14 protein-coding genes are annotated in these 18,126 nt (G+C 73.0%); 5 read left to right on the top strand and 9 right to left on the bottom strand.

What is annotated here, in order from left to right; genetic code table 11:
- Window positions 1–24 precede the first annotated feature (24 nt).
- Genes ACH4D5_RS25825 through ACH4D5_RS25840 form a run of 4 tightly spaced genes read right to left on the bottom strand, consistent with a single transcriptional unit; the run spans window position 25 to window position 4,874 of the window.
- Window positions 25–1,221, bottom strand: coding sequence for an XdhC family protein (locus ACH4D5_RS25825; protein WP_398306846.1), 1,197 nt, complete (start codon window positions 1,219–1,221; stop codon window positions 25–27).
- Entirely contained in the window at window positions 1,214–3,343 is a 2,130-nt protein-coding gene (locus ACH4D5_RS25830; RefSeq protein ID WP_398306848.1) for a xanthine dehydrogenase family protein molybdopterin-binding subunit, read from the bottom strand. The genes ACH4D5_RS25825 and ACH4D5_RS25830 overlap by 8 nt, the downstream gene beginning before the upstream one ends.
- Window positions 3,340–4,332, bottom strand: coding sequence for an FAD binding domain-containing protein (locus ACH4D5_RS25835; protein WP_398306850.1), 993 nt, complete (start codon window positions 4,330–4,332; stop codon window positions 3,340–3,342). Before ACH4D5_RS25835 ends, ACH4D5_RS25830 begins: the two co-directional genes overlap by 4 nt.
- Window positions 4,329–4,874 carry a (2Fe-2S)-binding protein gene (locus ACH4D5_RS25840; RefSeq protein WP_398306851.1) on the bottom strand — a complete coding sequence of 182 codons (546 nt, stop codon included), beginning with the start codon at window positions 4,872–4,874 and terminating at the stop codon, window positions 4,329–4,331. The genes ACH4D5_RS25835 and ACH4D5_RS25840 overlap by 4 nt, the downstream gene beginning before the upstream one ends.
- 248 nt (window positions 4,875–5,122) lie before the next feature.
- Here ACH4D5_RS25840 and ACH4D5_RS25845 point away from each other — a divergent pair, with 248 nt between their 5' ends.
- The 4 genes from ACH4D5_RS25845 (at window position 5,123) to ACH4D5_RS25860 (ending at window position 8,513) form a co-directional block, all read left to right on the top strand.
- Complete coding sequence (locus tag ACH4D5_RS25845) at window positions 5,123–5,701, top strand: TetR/AcrR family transcriptional regulator (protein WP_398306853.1); 579 nt, start codon at window positions 5,123–5,125, stop codon at window positions 5,699–5,701.
- A gap of 164 nt (window positions 5,702–5,865) precedes the next feature.
- Window positions 5,866–6,561 carry a type 1 glutamine amidotransferase domain-containing protein gene (locus ACH4D5_RS25850; RefSeq protein ID WP_398306855.1) on the top strand — a complete coding sequence of 232 codons (696 nt, stop codon included), beginning with the start codon at window positions 5,866–5,868 and terminating at the stop codon, window positions 6,559–6,561.
- A gap of 4 nt (window positions 6,562–6,565) precedes the next feature.
- Entirely contained in the window at window positions 6,566–7,129 is a 564-nt protein-coding gene (locus ACH4D5_RS25855; protein ID WP_398306857.1) for a TetR/AcrR family transcriptional regulator, read from the top strand.
- Window positions 7,130–7,178: 49 nt separating this feature from the next.
- Window positions 7,179–8,513 (top strand): aldehyde dehydrogenase family protein, encoded by a 1,335-nt coding sequence (locus tag ACH4D5_RS25860; RefSeq protein WP_398306859.1) that lies wholly within the window; start codon window positions 7,179–7,181, stop codon window positions 8,511–8,513.
- A gap of 17 nt (window positions 8,514–8,530) precedes the next feature.
- On the opposite strand, the gene ACH4D5_RS25865 is transcribed toward ACH4D5_RS25860, so the two are convergent.
- Entirely contained in the window at window positions 8,531–9,190 is a 660-nt protein-coding gene (locus ACH4D5_RS25865; protein ID WP_398306861.1) for a M15 family metallopeptidase, read from the bottom strand.
- 325 nt (window positions 9,191–9,515) lie between these two features.
- A complete protein-coding gene (locus ACH4D5_RS25870) occupies window positions 9,516–12,662 on the bottom strand; it encodes an AfsR/SARP family transcriptional regulator (protein ID WP_398306863.1) in 3,147 nt (1,048 codons plus the stop codon).
- A gap of 215 nt (window positions 12,663–12,877) precedes the next feature.
- Between ACH4D5_RS25870 and ACH4D5_RS25875 the strand changes: the two genes are divergently transcribed.
- The gene (locus tag ACH4D5_RS25875; protein WP_398306865.1) at window positions 12,878–13,504 is read left to right on the top strand and encodes a histidine phosphatase family protein; all 627 of its coding nucleotides are present in this window, start codon (window positions 12,878–12,880) and stop codon (window positions 13,502–13,504) included.
- 30 nt (window positions 13,505–13,534) lie between these two features.
- Here the strand turns inward: ACH4D5_RS25875 and ACH4D5_RS25880 are convergent, their stop codons facing one another.
- The 3 genes from ACH4D5_RS25880 to katG form a co-directional block, all read right to left on the bottom strand.
- Window positions 13,535–14,899 carry an FAD-dependent oxidoreductase gene (locus tag ACH4D5_RS25880; protein ID WP_398306867.1) on the bottom strand — a complete coding sequence of 455 codons (1,365 nt, stop codon included), beginning with the start codon at window positions 14,897–14,899 and terminating at the stop codon, window positions 13,535–13,537.
- A gap of 156 nt (window positions 14,900–15,055) precedes the next feature.
- On the bottom strand, window positions 15,056–15,673 hold the full coding sequence (locus ACH4D5_RS25885; protein WP_398306869.1) for a TOPRIM nucleotidyl transferase/hydrolase domain-containing protein: 618 nt from the start codon (window positions 15,671–15,673) through the stop codon (window positions 15,056–15,058).
- Window positions 15,674–15,777: 104 nt separating this feature from the next.
- On the bottom strand, window positions 15,778–18,003 hold the full coding sequence (gene katG, locus ACH4D5_RS25890; protein WP_398306871.1) for a catalase/peroxidase HPI: 2,226 nt from the start codon (window positions 18,001–18,003) through the stop codon (window positions 15,778–15,780).
- Window positions 18,004–18,126: the final 123 nt, after the last annotated feature.

Here is an 18,126-nt window from a genome sequence, read left to right on the forward strand (position 1 = left end):
CCGGTGTGGCTGGACGACTACACGTTACGCATGTGAGGCGCCCTCCGGAACGGGCCCCCGGTGTTCCCCACCCTGCCGGGTGTCACCGGGCACGTCGTGGTGGATCGGTGTGCGCGAGCCGGTCAGCGGCAGGCCGGTGCCGCCCTGCCGCGCCGCGACGATCTCCGCCGCGATGGACAGGGCGGTCTCCTCGGGCGTGCGGGCCCCGAGGTCGAGGCCGATCGGCGAGTGGAGCGCGGCCAGTTCGTCCTCGGTGACGCCCTCCTCGCGCAGGCGGCGGTTGCGGTCCTCGTGGGTGCGGCGGGAGCCCATCGCGCCGACGAACGCGACGGGCAGCCGCAGCGCCGCCGCGAGGAGCGGCACGTCGAACTTGGCGTCGTGGGTGAGCACGCACAGGACGGTGCGGCTGTCCGTGGCGGTGCTCCGGAGATAGCGGTGCGGCCACTCGACCACGATGTCGTCGGCCTCGGGAAAGCGGGCCGGGGTGGCGAAGACGGGGCGGGCGTCGCAGACCGTCACGTGGTAGCCGAGGAACTTGCCCGCGCGGACCAGGGCCGCCGCGAAGTCGACGGCACCGAAGACGATCATGCGGGGTGGCGGCACGCTCGACTCGACGAGGACCGTCACGGCGCTCCCGCAGCGCGTGCCGCTCTCGGAGACGACGAACTCGCCGGTGCGGCCGGCCGCCAGCAGAGCGCGGCTCTCCCCCGCCGCCGTGCGGTCCAGCTCCGGGTGCCCGCCGAGCGTTCCCTCGTACGTCCCCGCTGCCCCCTCCTCGCCCTCCGGGGCCACCAGGAGCGGTCTGCCGAGGAGTTCGGCCGGGCCCTTGAAGACGCGGGCGAGGGCCACGGCCTCGCCGCGTCCCGCGGCGGACAGGGCGGCGGCGAACACCGCCCTGTCCGGCGCGGCCGCGGTCACCGGGGTGACCAGGACCTCGATGACCCCGCCGCAGGTCAGCCCGACGGCGAAGGCGTCCTCGTCGCTGTAGCCGAACCGCTCGACGGTGGCTTCGCCGTCCTGGAGGGACTGGAGGCACAGGTCGTAGACCGCCGCCTCGACGCAGCCGCCGGAGACCGAACCGATGACGGTGCCCCCGGCGTCGACGGCCAGCGCGGCGCCCGGGCCCCGCGGTGCGCTGCCGCCGACGCTCACGACGGTGGCGACGGCGAAGTCCCGGCCCTCCTCGACCCAGCGGTTCAGGTCGTCGGCGATGTCAAGCACGGGACGCGGTTCCTGCCGACAGGACGCGGTCGGGGCGGATCGGGAGGGTCCGGTGGCGGACGCCCGTCGCGTGCCAGACCGCGTTGGCGACCGCCGCAGCGGCCCCGACGATCCCGATCTCCCCGACGCCCTTGATGCCCACCGGGTCGTCCGCGTCCGGGTCGGCCACCCAGTCCGCCTCGATGTGCGGCACGTCGGCGTGCGTGGCGATGTGGTAGCCCGCGAGGTCGGGGCCCACGAGACCGCCCGACGCCGCGTCCCTGACCGCCTCTTCGTGCAGTGCCATGGACAGGCCCCAGGTCATGCCGCCGATCAACTGGCTGCGCGCGGTCAGTGGGTTGACGATGCGCCCCGCGGCGAAGATGCCGAGCATGCGCCGCACCCGCACCTCGCCGGTGGTGACGTCCACGGCGACCTCGGCGAACTGGGTGCCGAAGGCGTGCCGTTCCTTCTGGCTGAGCGCACCGATGGCCTCGCTGGTGCCCGCCCGTGCGGTGATCCCCTCCGGCGGGATGTCCCCGCCGGGCACCAGCTTCTCCCGCAGCTCGCGCGCCGCGAGGTTGATCGCCCAGCCCCAGGACCGGGTGCCCATGGAGCCGCCCGCGATCATCGCGGGCCCGAAGTCGCTGTCGCCGATGTGGACGCGGACCCTGTCCGGGGCGACTTCCAGGGCGTCCGCGGCGATCAGGGTGAGAGCGGTCCGCGCTCCGGTGCCGATGTCCGCCGCGGTGATGCGCACGGTGTAGGTGCCGTCGGCCTCCGCCGTCACGCCGGCGGTGCTCGGGGCGACGAGCACCGGGAAGGTGGCCGCGGCGGTGCCGGTGCCGAGCAGCCAGCGTCCCTCGCGGCGGAGGCCGGGGCGCGGATCGCGGTCCGCCCAGCCGAACCTGCGGGCGCCCTCGTCGAAGCACGCCAGCAGATTGCGGCTGCTGAACGGCAGGCCGGAGACGGGGCCGACGTCCGGTTCGTTGCGGGACCGGAGCGCGATGGGGTCCATGCCGCACTTCTCGGCGAGCTCGTCGAGAGCCGACTCCACCGCGAAGGATCCCGGCGCCTCGCCGGGGGCGCGCACCCAGGTCGGTGTGGGCACGTCGAGGCGTACGACGCGGTTGACGGTGTGGTGCGCGTCGGCGGCGTACATCGAGCGTCCGAACCCGGCGCTCTGTTCGACGAATTCATGGACGGTCGACGTCAGGCTCTGTGCCTGGTGGTCGAAGGCGAGCAGCCGCCCGTCGGGCGCGGCGCCGAGCCGGACGCGCTGTGTGGTGGGGCTGCGGTAGCCGACGAGGGAGAACATCTGGCGGCGTGTCATGACGACGCGGACGGGGCGGTCGAGGGTGGTCGCCGCCATCACGGCGAAGACCTGGTGGACCCGCAGCCCTTTGGACCCGAAGGCGCCGCCGACGTGCTCGGACCTCACCCGCACCGAGGCCGGGTCGAGGGAGAAGAGCTTCGCCAGCTCGTCCGCGACCCAGGCACTGCCCTGGTTGGAGTCGACGATGTCGAGGCGGCCGTTGTCCCAGCGCGCGGTCGCGGCGTGCGGCTCCATCGAGCTGTGGTGCTCTTCGGGCGTGCTGTACTCGGCGTCCACGACGTGGGCGGAGGCGGCGAGTTGTGCCTCCAGGTCGCCCTTCTCCATACGCATTCCGTCGCCGTCCGGCGTGTACGTGCCCGGACGCCCCGCGGAGAACTCGATGTCGTGCGGCTCCTGGTCGTAGTGGACCACGAGCGCCTCGGCAGCTTCCCTCGCCTGTTCGGGCGTCTCGGCGACGACCAGCGCCACCGGCCAGCCGACGAAGGGCACCCGGTCGTGCTGGAAGGCCTCGACGATCGGGTCGGGCCGCCCGAGCATGCCCACGTAGTCGGCGTCGACCCGCGGTGCGTTCCCGTGGTGCAGCACGGCGAGGACGCCGGGCATCGCGAGGACGGCCTCGGTGTCGAGGGAACGGACGCGGCCGCGGGCGATCGTCGACAGCACCAGCCAGCCGTGGGCGAGGTCGGCGAAGGGGATCTCTCCGGCGTAGCGGGCCGCGCCGGTGACCTTGTCGCGGCCCTCGACGCGGGTGTGCGCGGTGCCCACGGCACCGGTAGGAGCCGTGGTCGCTGTCGTCGTGGTGGTCATCGGGGCGCCTCCTCGGTGAGTTCGGTCAGCAGGGCCACGACGAGGTTGCGCGTGAGCGTCACCTTGTAGCCGTTGTCGGGCAGGGCGCGGGCGGCGGCCAGTTCGGCGTCGGCCGCGGCGGCGAAGGCCTCGGCGCTCGCCGGGACGCCGGTCAGCACCCGCTCGGCCTCCCGGGCCCGCCACGGCCGGGACGCGACCGCGCCGATGCCGATGCGCACGTCCCGCACGAGACCGTCCTGTACGTCGAGGGCGGCGGCGATCGAACCGATGGCGAAGGCGTAGGAGGCGCGCTCGCGCACCTTGCGGTAGCGGGAGACGGCCGCGACCGGGGCGGGCGGCAGGGTGACGGCCGTGATGAGCGCGCCGGGCGGCAGCGCGGTCTCCAGATGCGGCGTGTCCCCCACGGGCAGGTAGAAGTCGGTGATCGGCAGCGCGCCGGGTCCGTCGGCGGTTTCGTAGTGGACGACGGCGTCGAAGGCGGTGAGGGCCACGCCCATGTCGGAGGGGTGGACGGCCACGCAGTGCTCGGTGGCGCCGAGGATCGCGTGGTTGTGGTGCACGCCCTCGATGGCGGAGCAGCCGGTGCCGGGCTCGCGCTTGTTGCAGGGCTTGCTCAGGTCGGTGAAATAACCGCAGCGGGTGCGCTGCAGGAGATTCCCGCCCACCGTCGCCATGTTGCGCAGCTGGCCGGACGCGCCCGCGAGGACCGCCTGCGACAGCGCCGGGTAGCGGCGGCGCACGTCGGGGTGGGCGGCGAGATCGCTGTTGGTGGCGGTCGCGCCGATGCGCAGGCCGCCGTCCTCGGTGGTCTCGATCCCGTCCAGGGGCAGTTCGCGGATGTCGACGAGGAGCGCGGGCCGCTCCACGCCCGTCTTCATCAGGTCGACGAGGTTGGTGCCGCCGCCGAGATAGCGGGCGTCGGGGTCGGCGCCGAGCACGGCGACCGCGCCGGGCACGTCATGGGCTCGCTGGTAACCGAAGTCCCTCATGCGGTGGCACCTTCCTCGGCGCTCGCGGCCTTCGCGACGGCCTGCACGATCGATACGTACGCGCCGCAGCGGCAGAGGTTGCCGCTCATCCGCTCGCGGATCTCCTCGGCGGTGAGCTCGGGCACGCCCGCCTCGGGCCGCACGTCGGTGGTGGCGGCGCTCGGCCAGCCCGCCGCATGCTCCTCGAGGACGCCGAGCGCGGAACATATCTGTCCCGGCGTGCAGTAGCCGCACTGGTAGCCGTCGAGGTCGAGGAAGGCCTGCTGGACGGGGTGCAGCCGGTCGCCGTCCGCGACGCCCTCGATGGTGGTGATCTCGCGCCCCTCGGCGGCGACCGCGAGTTGCAGACAGGAGACGGCCCGGCGGCCGTCGATCAGCACCGTGCAGGCCCCGCACTGGCCTTGGTCGCAGCCCTTCTTGGTGCCGGTCAGATCGAGTCGCTCGCGCAGCGCGTCGAGCAGGGTGGTGCGGTGGTCGACGGTCAGTGTGTGCTTCTCACCGTTGATGTTCAGGGTGAGGGCACTGGACGTCGATGGAGCCATGAGCAGCCTTCTTTCGCGAATCGCGTCGAACGAGGCGGTCCCGGCGGGAGGTACGGGAAAGGATGGCGCTGTACAGGGAGGAAGACCCTGCCGCTCCGACAGCGGGGGTCCCCAGTGGCCGTGACTGCCGCTATGGTGACCCTAAGCGGACAGCCGTCCGTTAACCGTCGAACTTAGCGGACAGCTGTCCGCTCAGCAAGGCACAACCAGGCCGCGCTGCGCCGCGTGATGGGTCGAAGGAGAGCGAAATGGGCCGGCACAAGGACGCGCCCTTGCGCTCGGACGCGCAGCGCAACCGCGAGCGCATCCTCGAAGTGGCCCTGGCGGAGCTGACGCGGGCGAGCGACGCGCCGCTCAGTGCGATCGCGAAGAAGGCGGGCGTCGGACAGGGCACGTTCTACCGCAACTTCCCCAACCGCGAGTCGCTCGTCCTCGAGGTGTACCGCTACGAGGTCCAGCAAGTGTCGGACGCCGCCTGCCAGTTGCTGGAGACCCGCGCCCCGGACCGGGCCCTGCGGGAGTGGATGGACCGCCTCGTCCGGTACGCGATGGCGAAGGCGGGCCTCGCCGACGCGATCCGCAAGGCCACGAGCACGCTCGGCAGCCTGGCGGGGGTGGGCCCCGGACCGCTGACCGAGGCCATCGAGCACCTCCTTCGGGCGAACGAGGAAGCGGGCACCATCCGGCCGGGCGTCACCCCCGACGACTTCCTGCTCGCCATCGCCGGCCTCTGGCACATCGACCCGCACAGCGACTGGGAGTCGCGGGCCGGCCGCCTCATGGATCTCGTCATGGACGGACTGCGGGCGGGCGCGCCGGGCCGCTGAACGCCGCCGCCCCCGTGGCATCGGTTTTCCGATACCTGCCATCGGTTTCCTCATTGGATACCTATGCCGGAAAGATTTACCGTCGGAAACATCGCCGCGCTGACGTTCTGGATGCAGAACGTCAGCCCGACCGGAATGTCACCCCCGTCATCGGAGAGCACCGCATGTCGAAGATCCTGTTCGTAGTCACCGGCGTCGACCACTGGACCCTGGCCGACGGCACCCGCCACCCGACCGGCTTCTGGGCCGAGGAGGCCGTCGCCCCGTACGAGGCGTTCAAGGCCGCGGGGCACGAGGTCGTCGTCGCCACCCCGGGCGGTGTCGTGCCCACCGTCGACCGGGGCTCCCTCGCCCCGGAGGCCAACGGCGGCCAGGAAGGTGCCGACCGGGTCGCCGCCTCCCTCGCCGCGTTCACCGAGCTCCTGCACCCGGTCACGCTGGCCGAGGTGAACATCGACGACTACGCCGCCGTCTTCTACCCGGGCGGTCACGGCCCCATGGAGGACCTCGCCGTCGACGCCGACTCCGGCCGGCTGCTCACCCGCGCCCTGGAGAGCGACAAGCCGCTCGGCATCGTCTGCCACGCCCCGGCCGCGCTCCTGGCCGCCGTCTCCGCCGACGGCACCCCCGCCTTCGCGGGCCGCCGCCTCACCGGCTTCACCAACGCCGAGGAGACCCAGGCCGGACTCGCCGACCGGGCCGCGTGGCTGCTCCAGGACCGCCTGGTCCAGGGCGGCGCGGACTTCCAGGAGAGCGAGCCGTGGGCCCCGCACGTGGTCGTCGACCGCAATCTCGTCACCGGCCAGAACCCGGCGTCGTCCGCCCCGCTCGCCGACGAGCTGCTCAAGAAGCTGGCCTGAACCCATGGGCACCGACCGGCTCGACGAGGTCCTCGACGCCGCCTACGACTGCCTCACGCGGTACGGCGTGCGACGCACCACGATGGACGACATCGCCACCGCCATGGGCGTGTCCCGGTCCGCTGTCTACCAGTACGTCCGCGGCAAGGACGACGCCTTCCGCAGGCTCGCCGGACGCCTCCACGAGCAGGCGCTCCGGCGGGCCAGGGAGGCCGCCGCCGCCGACGCGCCGTACCCGGACCGGCTGCACGGCGTGCTGGCCGCCAAGCTCGACCTGGTGCTCCAGCTCACCGGCGACTCCCCGCACACCGCCGAGCTGATCGACGAGAAGACCCGCCTCTTCGGCGACATCTGCACGTCGTTCACCGGTGAGCTGCGCTCCCTGCTGACCGGCCTTTTCGCCGAGGCGGGCACCGTCGCCGGAGTCGGCCCCGAGCGGGCCGCCGACATCTGTGTCGCCCTGGTCGTCGGCCTGGAGTCGGCGCCCGACCCCCGGGGGCTGCTGCCGCCGGCCACGGACGCCCTCGCGACCGGCCTGCTCGGCGGCCCGGCCGACGCCCGGGAATAACGGCCTCCCCTACCGCACCATCTGCACCACACCCCCTGAGGACTCCCCCATGACCACCGATGCCACCCTCACCGACCAGACCGCGGCCCTCGTCGCCCGCCTGCGTGCCACCTTCGCCACCGGTCGCACCCGGCCGCTCGCCTGGCGCCAGGAGCAGCTGACCCGGCTGCGCGCGCTGTTCACCGAGAACCGCGAGGCCATCGCCGACGCGCTGCACAGCGATCTGCGCAAGCCCCGCCCCGAGGCGTACGGCGCCGAGGTCGACCTGCCCGTCCACGAGATCGACCACACGCTGGCGAACCTGGCCGAGTGGCTCGCCCCGCACCCTCTCGACCAGGCTTCCCTCGCCGGGCTGCCCGAAGGGTCCACGGCGGGTACGCAGTACGAGCCGCTGGGCACCGTGCTGGTCATCGCGCCCTGGAACTACCCGGTGCAGCTGTCCCTCGTGCCGGTCGCGGGCGCCCTCGCCGCGGGCAACACCGTGCTCCTCAAGCCGAGCGAACTCGCCCCGGCCACCTCGGCACTGATGGCCGACCTCGTCCCCCGCTACCTGGACCCCGAGGCGGTCGCCGTCGTCGAGGGCGGCGTGCCGGAGACCACGGCGCTGCTCGCCCAGCGCTTCGACCACATCTTCTACACCGGCAACGGCACGGTCGGCCGCATCGTGATGCGCGCCGCCGCCGAGCACCTCACCCCCGTCACCCTCGAACTGGGCGGCAAGTCCCCGGTCTTCGTCGACCGCGACGCGGACGTCACCGCGGTGGCCGCGCGCCTCGCCGACGCCAAGTTCCGCAACGCCGGGCAGACCTGCGTGGCCCCGGACTACGTCCTGACCGACCCGGCCACCGCCCGCGCCCTGGAAGTCGCGCTCGCCGAGGCCGTGGAGCGTCTCTTCGGAGCCGACCCGCAGTCCTCCCCGGCGTACGGGCGGATGGTGAACGAGCGGCACTTCGACCGCGTGTCCGCCCTGCTCGGTTCCGGTACGACGGCCTTCGGCGGGCGGACCGACCGGGACGACGTGTACATCGCGCCGACCGTCCTGACCGGAGTGACGGGGAACGACCCCGTCATGCGGGAGGAGATCTTCGGCCCCGTGCTGCCCATCGTCGAGGTCGAGGACCTGGACGAGGCCATCGCCTTCATCAACGACCGCGACAAGCCGCTCGCCCTGTACGGCTTCACGGAGAACGAGACGACCCGGCGCCGCCTCGCCGCCGAGACCTCGTCCGGCGGGCTCGGCTTCGGACTGCCGATGGCTCATCTGCGCGTGTCCGAGCTGCCGTTCGGCGGCGTCGGCGAGAGCGGCATGGGCAGCTACCACGGCCCGCACTCCATCGCCACGTTCAGCCACCGCCGCGCCCGCCTGGACGTACCGCTCGGCTGAAGCCTGCGTCTCGTCTCTCAACCGGCGCGGAAGGCGACCGCTCCGTAGTGGGCCCTGGGGGCGCTGGTGGTGAAGGCCCAGTAGCGGTCGCCGTAGGACCAGTGCCACCACTCGGTGGGGTAGTTCACGAGGCCCGCCGTGGCCAGGGCCGCGACGAGCGTGCGGCGGTTGCGGCGGGCCGCGGCTGAGATGCGGTCGGTGTCCGTGTAGCAGGCGCCGTCGCTCTCCTCGGGGCTCGCGTTCACCGGTGTGCCCAGGTCGAGTTCGGTGCCGCTCGTGGTGCACAGGGTGATGTCGACGGCGGCGCCCGCGACGTGCGGGGCCACTTCGGGCGGTGACAGGGACCGGCTCGCCTGGTGGTGGAGGTGGTCGTCCGACCAGTCGGGGTGGGCCAGTCTGAGCTCGGCGGCGTACTCCTCGAAGTACTTGATCTGCAGGTCGATCGGCCGGTAGCCCTCGGTGATCAGCAGGCGCAGGCCTTCGGGCAGCAGCCGGGCGGCGCGGGCTAGCCGCCACGTGACGCCCTCGCGCAACTGGGCGTAGGCGCCGGCGGGGTCGGCGAGGCGGTCGTCGACGTCCACGAAGGGCAGGTGGCGCAGGTCGACGAGGGCTTCGCCGCAGTCGTGGACGGGCATGTCGACGACACGGGGGTCGCTCATGAGGATGATCGGCGGCATGCTCGGCTCCCTCTGTTACGGAAGTCTTCGCGGCGGGCACAGCTCCGGGGACGGGCTGAACGCCCGCCCCCGGAGTCCCCCGGTCTTGCCGTGGCTCCACGCGCCGTTGCAGTGGCTCCACGCGCCGCGGGCCCATACGGCCGACTGCCTCGGTCGTATGGGCCGCGAGCGCAACAGTGGCCTTTCCCCCGATAGTCCCCCGTTGTTCCCCCGTTGCTGTCGGCCTCACTGCGCCGCCGACACGTAGAGCCTGACGCACACCGCTGCAAGTTCTCTGTAATTCCGCGCCAAGTGGGCTTGTGGTCCGGTCGGTTCGGGTGCCCGGTCAGTTCTCGTACCGCTCGCGCGCCTCGTAGGCCGTGAAGACCTCCTGTGCCTCCGCGCGGAGCGCGAGCGCCTCCGCCCGCGCGCCCGCGGCCTCCCGCGCCGCCGCGAGATCGCGCAGCGTGCGGGCGCGGGCCAGCGGCAGGCCGAGGGACTCCCACAGGCCGGCCGCCTCGGTGAGGAACTGTTCGGCGGTGGCGACGCGCCCCGCGGCGAGTTCGCACTCGCCGATGGTGCGCAGGGCGAGCGCCTCGCCGAAGCGGTCGTGGTGGGTCCGGCAGGTGTCGAGGACGCCGCGCAGCTCGGCGGCCGCCTCGTCCGAACGGCCCAGCCGCATCCGGCACTTGGCCCTGGCCTGCACGGCGTACGCCGACATCAGCGAGTCCCCGATGGAGGCGAGGAGCGTCACCGCCCGGTCGGCGAGCCGCTCGGCCTCCGCGTACTCGCCGAGTGCGCGGTGCACGAGGCTCAGCGACCGCAGTGTGAGCGCCTCGCCGCGGCGGCTGCCGAGCCTCCGGTAGGCCCGCAGGGAATCGTCGAGGAGCGCGAACGCCGCCTCGTGCTCGCCCAGTTCGAGGTGCACGGTGCCCGCGAAGCGGCAGGAGAGGCCGAGTCCGGGGTCGTCACGGAGTTCGCGGAAGCCGTCGACGGCCCGGCCGAGGACGTCCAGCGCGGCGCGCAGCCGTCCCGCCTCGCGCAGGGCGCTGCCGAGCCCGGCGAGGGCGGCGGCCCGGCCGCGGACGTCCCCGAGGTCGGCGCAGAGCCCGGCCGCCTGCCGGAAGTACTCCTGCGACTCGGCGAATCTGTCCTGTTCGTAGCGGAGTTGGCCCAGGCCGATGAGGAGCAGCGCCTCTCCCGAGCGGTCCTCCGCGCGCCGGGCGGCGGCCAGGGCGGCGTCGTGGCTGCGCCACCAGGCCTCGAAGCGGTTGCCGACGGCGTACGCGGACGAGCACAGGGCGGCCGCGGCCTCGCAGGCCAGGGTGTGCAGGTCGAGGGCGGCGGCGCGTTCCACGGCGGCGGCGAACGCGTCGGCCTCGGCCTCGAACCAGGCCGCCGGGTCGGCGAGGGCACGCCGGGTGGCCGCAGGGCCGACGGGCCGCACGAGGTCCCGCAGGGCGCCGGACGCCGAGCCCGCGGGCCCGCTCGAGTCCAGGAAGCCGCGGTGCAGTTCGACGGCCCCGGAGGGTGTGGCGGACGCGACGCGGCCGGTCAGCCAGAGCCCGGCGCCGAGGGCCCGGCCGACGGCGGCGGAGCGTTCGGCGGGGGTGTCCTCGGCCTCGGCGCGTTCGGCCGCGTAGACCCGGACGAGGTCGTGCGGCCGGTAGCGGGGCTGGCCCGCGCGGTCCACGAGGGTGCAGTGCAGCAGCTGGGCGTCGATGAGCTGCTCCACGACGCGTTCCGCGTCGGCCTCCGGCACGTCGAGCAGCGCGGCGACCACCCAGGACGCGACGTCGGGGGCGGCGAGGAGGCCGAGGCGGCGCAGGGCGGTCCTGGCCGGGACGTCCAGGGCGCGGTAGCTCAGGCTGAGGCCCGCCCGGACCTCCAGGTCGCCGACCGCGAGCTCGTCGAGGCGGTGGTGCTCGTCGGCGAGCCGGTCGGCGAGCGTGCGCGCCGACCAGTGGCTGCGGGTCGCGAGGCGGGCCCCGGCGATGCGGAGGGCCAGCGGGAGTCCGCCGCACAGCTCCACGATGCGGCGGGCGACCGCGGGGTCCTCGCGCACCCGCCGTTCGCCCGCGACCTTGGCCAGCAGGTCGGTTCCGGGTGCCGTGTCGAGCACGTCGAGGTCGGTGCGGTGGGTGCAGGGCAGCGCGCCGAGGCGGGCGCGCGCGGTGATCAGCACGCCGCAGGTGGCGCTGCCCGGGAGCAGCGGGCGCACCTGGGACTCGCTGCCCGCGTCGTCGAGGACGAGCAGGACGCGGCGGCCCGCGACGAGGCTCCGGAAGAGGTCCCTGCGTTCGGCGTCGCCCTCCGGAGGGTCGGCGCCCAGGGCGCGCAGCAGGCGGCCGAGGACTTCGCCGGGGGCCACGGGGTCGGTGGCGCCCCGCAGTTCGGCGTAGAGCTGTCCGTCGGGGTAGGCGTCGGCGGCCCGGTGTGCGGCCGTGACGCCGAGGACGGACTTGCCGATGCCGCCGGGCCCGGAGATGACGACGACGGGCACGGCCTGCCGCGGCCCGGGGCTTGTCAGCGCGGCCCGCACCTCGTCGAGCTGGGTCTCGCGTCCGGTGAAGTCACCGATGGCGGGCGGCAGCAGGGCGGGGGGCGGGCGGGTCGCCGGCGGGCCGGTGTCGGGGGCGGAGGTGGCTTCGGGGGCGTCGTCGGGGGTGGTGCCTTCGGAGGCAGGGGCGCCCTTCGCCCCGGGCCCGGCGACGTTCGTCACCGCTGTCGCCTGCCTCGGGGCGGGCAGCAGTGAGGCGTCCGCCCGCAGGATCGCCTCGTGCATCGAGCGGAGTCCGGGTCCGGGGTCGAGGCCCAGCTCCTCGGCGAGTACGTCGCGCCCGTCGGCGTACACCGCGAGGGCGTCGGCCTGCCGGCCCAGCCGGTAGAGGGCGAGCATCAGCTGGGCGCGCAGCCGTTCGCGGGTGGGGTGGGTGGCGACGAGCGCGGTGAGCTCGCCGACCAGCTCCGTCTCGCGGCCCGTCTGCGCGAGGTCGGCGGCGATCCGCTCCTCCAGGGCGGCCTGCCGGGCCTCCTCCAGCTGGTCGGCCATGGCGCGCAGCGTCTCGCCGATCCCGCCGAGGGCGGGGCCGCGCCACAGTGCGAGGGCGTCGCTGAGCAGCCGCGCCGCCTGGGCGTGGTCGCCCGCGGCCGCCGCCTGCCTGCCCCGCGCCGCGAGCTGTTCGAACGCGACGCGGTCGACGACGTCGGCGTCCGCGTGGATGAGATAGCCCGGCGGCTGTGTCTCGATCACGTCGGGGGACAGCGCGCGGCGCAGCGCGGAGACGTACGACTGGATCAGCGACCGCGCGGTGTCCGGCGGCCGGTCACCCCAGATCACGTCGATCAGCGCCTCGGCGGAGACCACGCGCCCCGGCTCCAGGAGCAGTGCCGCGAGCAGCGCGCGGGGCTTGGGGCCGCCGAGGGCGAGGCGACGGCCCGCGCGCCACGCTTCGACCGGCCCCAGCAAGCGGTAGTGCATGTCCCTGTTCACGCCCAGCTCCATGGGTCCTTGCCCCGCGCCGCCCCCGCTCCACGATCTCCACCCTTGGTCCGGCCCGCCCCGCCCCGCTCCGGAACCGGCTCACCGATCGACAGGTCATGCTACGACGGAGCGCCACCGACTCGCCTGCGCACGCGGCGGATCAGGCCAGCTCCGCGACACGGCATCATCTCCTGGGGAGCCTCTCGGCGGAAAGGCAGGAACTGATGCGGAGCATGTACGTCGTCGCCCACCCGGAGGCGACTCACCACGTCGAGAAGGTGGTCGGCGGCTGGCACGACTCGCGCCTCACGGCGGCGGGCCGGCGGGCGGCGGCCGCCATCGCGCGGACCCTGCGGGCGCGGATCCCGGAGGGCACGGAGGTCGAGGTGGTCTCGTCGGACCTGTGGCGGGCCCGGGAGACGGCGGAGGAGATCGCCGGAGTGTTCGGCGTGGTGCCGGTCCTCGACCGCAGACTGCGGGAGAAGTCCTACGGGGAGGCGGAGGGCCGCCCGCAGGAGTGGCTGGACCGGCGCTTCGTCCCGCCACCGGCAGACGGTGACCGGATGGGCCATCACGAGGGCGTGCGGGGCGCCGAGAGCAGAGGGGAGTGCGCGCGGCGCGTCCACGCCGCCATGGACGACATCCTGGGGCGCACGCGCACTCACCAGATCGTCGTGACACACGGTTTCGCCCTGACGTTCGTCGTGACGGCCTGGATCAAGATGCCGTACGAGTCACTGGGCTCGGTCAGTTTCCGGGCGCCCTCGGGCAGCATCACCGAGCTGCGCGAGGACGACTTCTTCCACAACCGACAGGTCGTCAGCCTCGGCGCCACGGGGCACCTCGGCTGACGACCTGGATCGGGAATCCTGTCAGGCGACTTACGCGCCGCTCGCCTTGAGCATGTCCTCACGCTCGACGATCTTCACGCGCTCGCGGCCGTGCGGCTCGCCCAGCGCCTTCTCGGCGGCGTCGAGGCGGTACCAGCCGTCCCACGTCGTGAAGCGGATGTTCCGCTCGCCGAGGAAGGCGTCGACGGCCTCGGGGTCGGGCGAGGCCGGGGTGTGCAGCCGGCCGTTCTCGCGGTCGTCGAGGAGGCTGGCGACCGTTTCGTTGGCGTCGCCCTTGGTGTGGCCGATGAGGCCCACGGGGCCGCGCCTGATCCATCCGGTGACGTACGTCGACTGAAGGTGCTCGCCGCTCTCCTCGATGACGCGTCCCGCCTGGTCCGGGACGGTGCCGGAGGCGATGTCCCAGGGCAGCTTGGGCAGTTCGTCGGAGAGGTAGCCGACGGCACGGTAGACGGCGCCGAGGTCCCAGTCCTTGAACTCGCCGGTGCCCTTGACGTTGCCGGTGCCGTCGAGGGCGGTGCGCTCGGTGCGCAGGCCGACGACCTTGCCGTCCTCGCCGAGGATCTCGACCGGCGACTCGAAGAAGTGCAGGAACAGCTTGTGCGGGCGGTCGCCGACGTCGCGGATGGCCCAGTTCTCCAGGGTCTTGGCGACCATGTCGGCCTGCTTGTTGCCGCGCCGGGTCGCGATCGACCCGTCGTCGTAGTCGATGTCCTCGGGGTCGACGATGACCTCGATGTTGGGCGAGTGGTCCAGCTCCCGCAGCTCCATCGGGCTGAACTTCGCCTGGGCGGGGCCGCGGCGCCCGAAGACGTGGACCTCCAGCGCCTTGTTGGCCTTCAGGCCTTCGTAGACGTTCGCCGGGATCTCGGTGGGCAGCAGCTCGTCGGCGGTCTTGGCGAGGATGCGGGCCACGTCGAGCGCGACGTTGCCGACGCCGAGGACGGCGACCTTCTCGGCGTCCAGCGGCCACGTCCGCGGCACGTCGGGGTGCCCGTCGTACCAGGAGACGAAGTCGGCGGCGCCGTGCGACCCTTCGAGGTCGATGCCGGGTATGTCGAGCGCGCGGTCGGCCGTCGCACCCGTGGAGAAGATCACCGCGTCGTAGAAGGTGCGCAGGTCGTCCAGGCTGATGTCGCGCGGGTAGTCGACGTTGCCGAAGAGGCGGATCTGGGGCTTGTCGAGCACCTGGTGCAGGGCCGTGATGATGCCCTTGATGCGCGGGTGGTCGGGGGCGACGCCGTAGCGGATCAGGCCGAAGGGGGCCGGCATCCGCTCGAAGAGGTCGATCGACACACCCGGCTCGACCGCCACTGCGGACTTGAGCAGCGCGTCGGCGGCATAGATTCCGGCGGGGCCGGCTCCGACAATGGCTACCCGCAGAGGGCGAGGCATGTTCAGGTTCCCTTCGAGCGGTGATGGAGTGACTCGAGGGAAAGCCTAAACTAAGGCAAGCCTAAGTAAGTAGGCGGGTCTGCTTTATGACCTCATAAGGCCGCCTTATGACTTCCATCATAGGCGCTTGGGGTCGGGCCCCGGGCAGGGCCCGCTTCACACGCTCGCGAGCAGACCGTCGAGCGGAGCGGGCACTTCGCCGGGCGCGAGAGCCTCCGTGAGCAGGCTGCCGTATCGGATCTTGCGCCCCTTCTTGGTGCCGAGGAAGCGCCGCAGCTGCTGGTGGCGCGGCGTGCCCTGGTGGGCGGGCTGCCGCTGCAGAGTCTGCCAGGCGCGCAGGTCGCCCTCGTTCTCGACGATCTCCTCGACCCGCGCCGTGCCGAGCGCGCGGATGAGCTCGTCCTCCAGGTCGGCGGCGCAGACGTGGACGTCCTGCCGGGACGCCCCGGCCCGCTCGAGACCACGGTCGTAGAAGCGCCGCTCTCCCACGTCGCACAGCCCCGTCAGGCGCAGGCCCAGAGCGGTCGGCCCGAGGAGCCCGGCATAACGGCCGACGCTCATGGCCCCGCCCATGGGTAGGACGCACACGCCCTCGGCGGCGAGGTCCCGGCCCCGGCGCGCGGCGAGCGTTTCGACGGCCGCCAGGTCGCTGGGTCCCTCCAGAAGCACCGCGGTCCGCAGCCCCAGCCGCACCGCCAGCTCCCTCGCGGGTCCGCCGGGAGCACCCGCCGCCCAGCTGCTGACCGCGTCCCTGAACGCCCACATGTCCGCCATGCGACGAGTCTGCACGCCGGGCGTCCGGGACGGCACCGAATATCGGCGCGCGGCACTCGGCCCGGCGACCGGTCGCCCGGTGTCACCCGGGCGACCGGCACGTGTCACGCGATGTCGAACCGGTCGAGGTTCATGACCTTCACCCACGCCGCGACGAAGTCGTTCACGAACTTCTCCTGCGCGTCGTCGCTCGCGTACACCTCGGCGAGCGCGCGCAGTTCGGAGTTGGACCCGAAGACCAGGTCGGCACGGGTGCCGGTCCACTTGACCGCGCCCGATGCGTCGCGGCCCTCGAACGTGTCCTGGGCCTCCGACGTCGACTTCCACTGCGTACCCAGGTCGAGCAGGTTGACGAAGAAGTCGTTGGTCAGGGTTCCGGGCCGCGTGGTGAGGACGCCGTGCCGGGACCCCTGGTGGTTCGCGCCCAGGACGCGCAGGCCGCCCACGAGGACCGTCATCTCCGGGGCGCTGAGCGTGAGCAGGTTCGCCTTGTCGACGAGGAGGAACTCGGCCGGCAGGCGGTTGCCCTTGCCGACGTAGTTGCGGAACCCGTCGGCGGGCGGCTCGATCGCGGCGAACGACTCCACGTCGGTCTGCTCCTGCGTCGCGTCGACGCGGCCCGGCGTGAAGGGCACCTCGACGTCGAAGCCGGCGTCCTTGGCGGCCTGCTCGACGGCCGCGCCGCCGGCCAGCACGATCAGGTCGGCCAGCGAGACCTGCTTGCCGTCGGTGCGGCCCGAGTTGAAGGACTCCTGGATGCCCTCCAGGGTGCGGAGGACCGACGCGAGCTCGTCCGGGTTGTTGACCTCCCAGCCGCGCTGCGGCTCCAGGCGGATGCGCGCGCCGTTGGCGCCGCCGCGCTTGTCGCTGCCCCGGAACGAGGAGGCCGCCGCCCACGCGGTCGACACGAGCTGGGACACCGACAGGTCCGAGTCGAGGACCTGGGCCTTCAGCGCGGCGACGTCCTGCGCGTCGACGGTCTCGTACGTCGCCTCGGGCAGCGGGTCCTGCCACAGCAGCGTCTCGCTCGGGACCTCGGGGCCGAGGTAGCGGACGATGGGGCCCATGTCGCGGTGGGTCAGCTTGTACCAGGCCCGCGCGAAGGCGTCCGCGAACGCGGCGGGGTCGTCCTTGAAGCGGCGCGAGATCGGCTCGTAGACCGGGTCGAAGCGGAGCGACAGGTCGGTCGTCAGCATCGTCGGGGCGTGGGTCTTCGAGGCGTCGAAGGGGTCGGGGACGGTGCCCGCGCCGGCGCCGCCCTTCGGCCGCCACTGGTGGGCGCCCGCGGGGCTCTTGAAGAGCTCCCACTCGTAGCCGAAGAGGATCTCGAAGAAGCTGTTGTCCCACGTCGTGGGGGTGTCGGTCCAGATGCCCTCCAGACCGCTGGTGATGGCGTCGGCGCCCACGCCGGTGCCGTGCGTGCTCTTCCAGCCCAGGCCCATCTGCTCCATCGGGGCGGCCTCGGGGTCGTCGCCGACCGCGTCGGCCGGTCCCGCGCCGTGAGTCTTGCCGAAGGTGTGACCGCCCGCGATCAGGGCGACCGTCTCCTCGTCGTTCATCGCCATGCGGCGGAACGTCTCGCGGATGTCGCGGGCCGCCGCGATCGGGTCCGGATTGCCGTTGGGGCCCTCGGGGTTGACGTAGATGAGGCCCATCTGGACCGCGCCGAGCGGGTTCTCCAGCTCGCGGTCGCCGGTATAGCGCTCGTCGCCGAGCCAGGTGGTCTCGGGGCCCCAGTAGACGTCCTCGTCGGGCTCCCACACGTCGGCGCGGCCGCCGCCGAACCCGAAGGTCTCGAAGCCCATGCTCTCCAGGGCGACGTTGCCGGTGAGGATCAGGAGGTCGGCCCACGAAAGGGCTTGGCCGTACTTCTTCTTGACCGGCCACAGCAGACGGCGGGCCTTGTCGAGGCTGGCGTTGTCCGGCCAGCTGTTGAGCGGGGCGAAACGCTGCTGGCCGGCGCCTGCGCCGCCGCGGCCGTCACTGATCCGGTAGGTGCCCGCGCTGTGCCACGCCATGCGGATCATCAACGGGCCGTAGTTGCCGAAGTCGGCGGGCCACCAGTCCTGCGAGGTCGTGAGGACCTCGGCGATGTCCCGCTTCACTGCGGGCAGGTCGAGGGACTTGAACGCCTCCGCGTAGTCGAACTCCTCGCCGAGCGGGTTGGCCACGGCGGGGTTCTTGGCGAGGATCTTCAGATTGAGGCGCTCCGGCCACCACTGCCGGTTCCCGCCGCCCTGCGTCGGGTGCGGCGCGCGGTGCGCGACCGGGCAGCCGCCCGTCTCCTCCGGTTTGGGGTCGGTGACGATCGCGTCGTGGTTCTCAGTCATGGGAATCCTTCCGGAGAGGGCGGATCGCGGTGCTCAAGAGCGGAGGGTGGTGGAGCAGGCGCCCGCACGGGCCGGAAGGCGATCCAGTGAAGTCCCTTGCCGTCACCTGCTGTTGCCCTGTCC

Source organism: Streptomyces sp. NPDC018029 (assembly GCF_044327655.1).
Classification (GTDB): Bacteria; Actinomycetota; Actinomycetes; order Streptomycetales; family Streptomycetaceae; genus Streptomyces.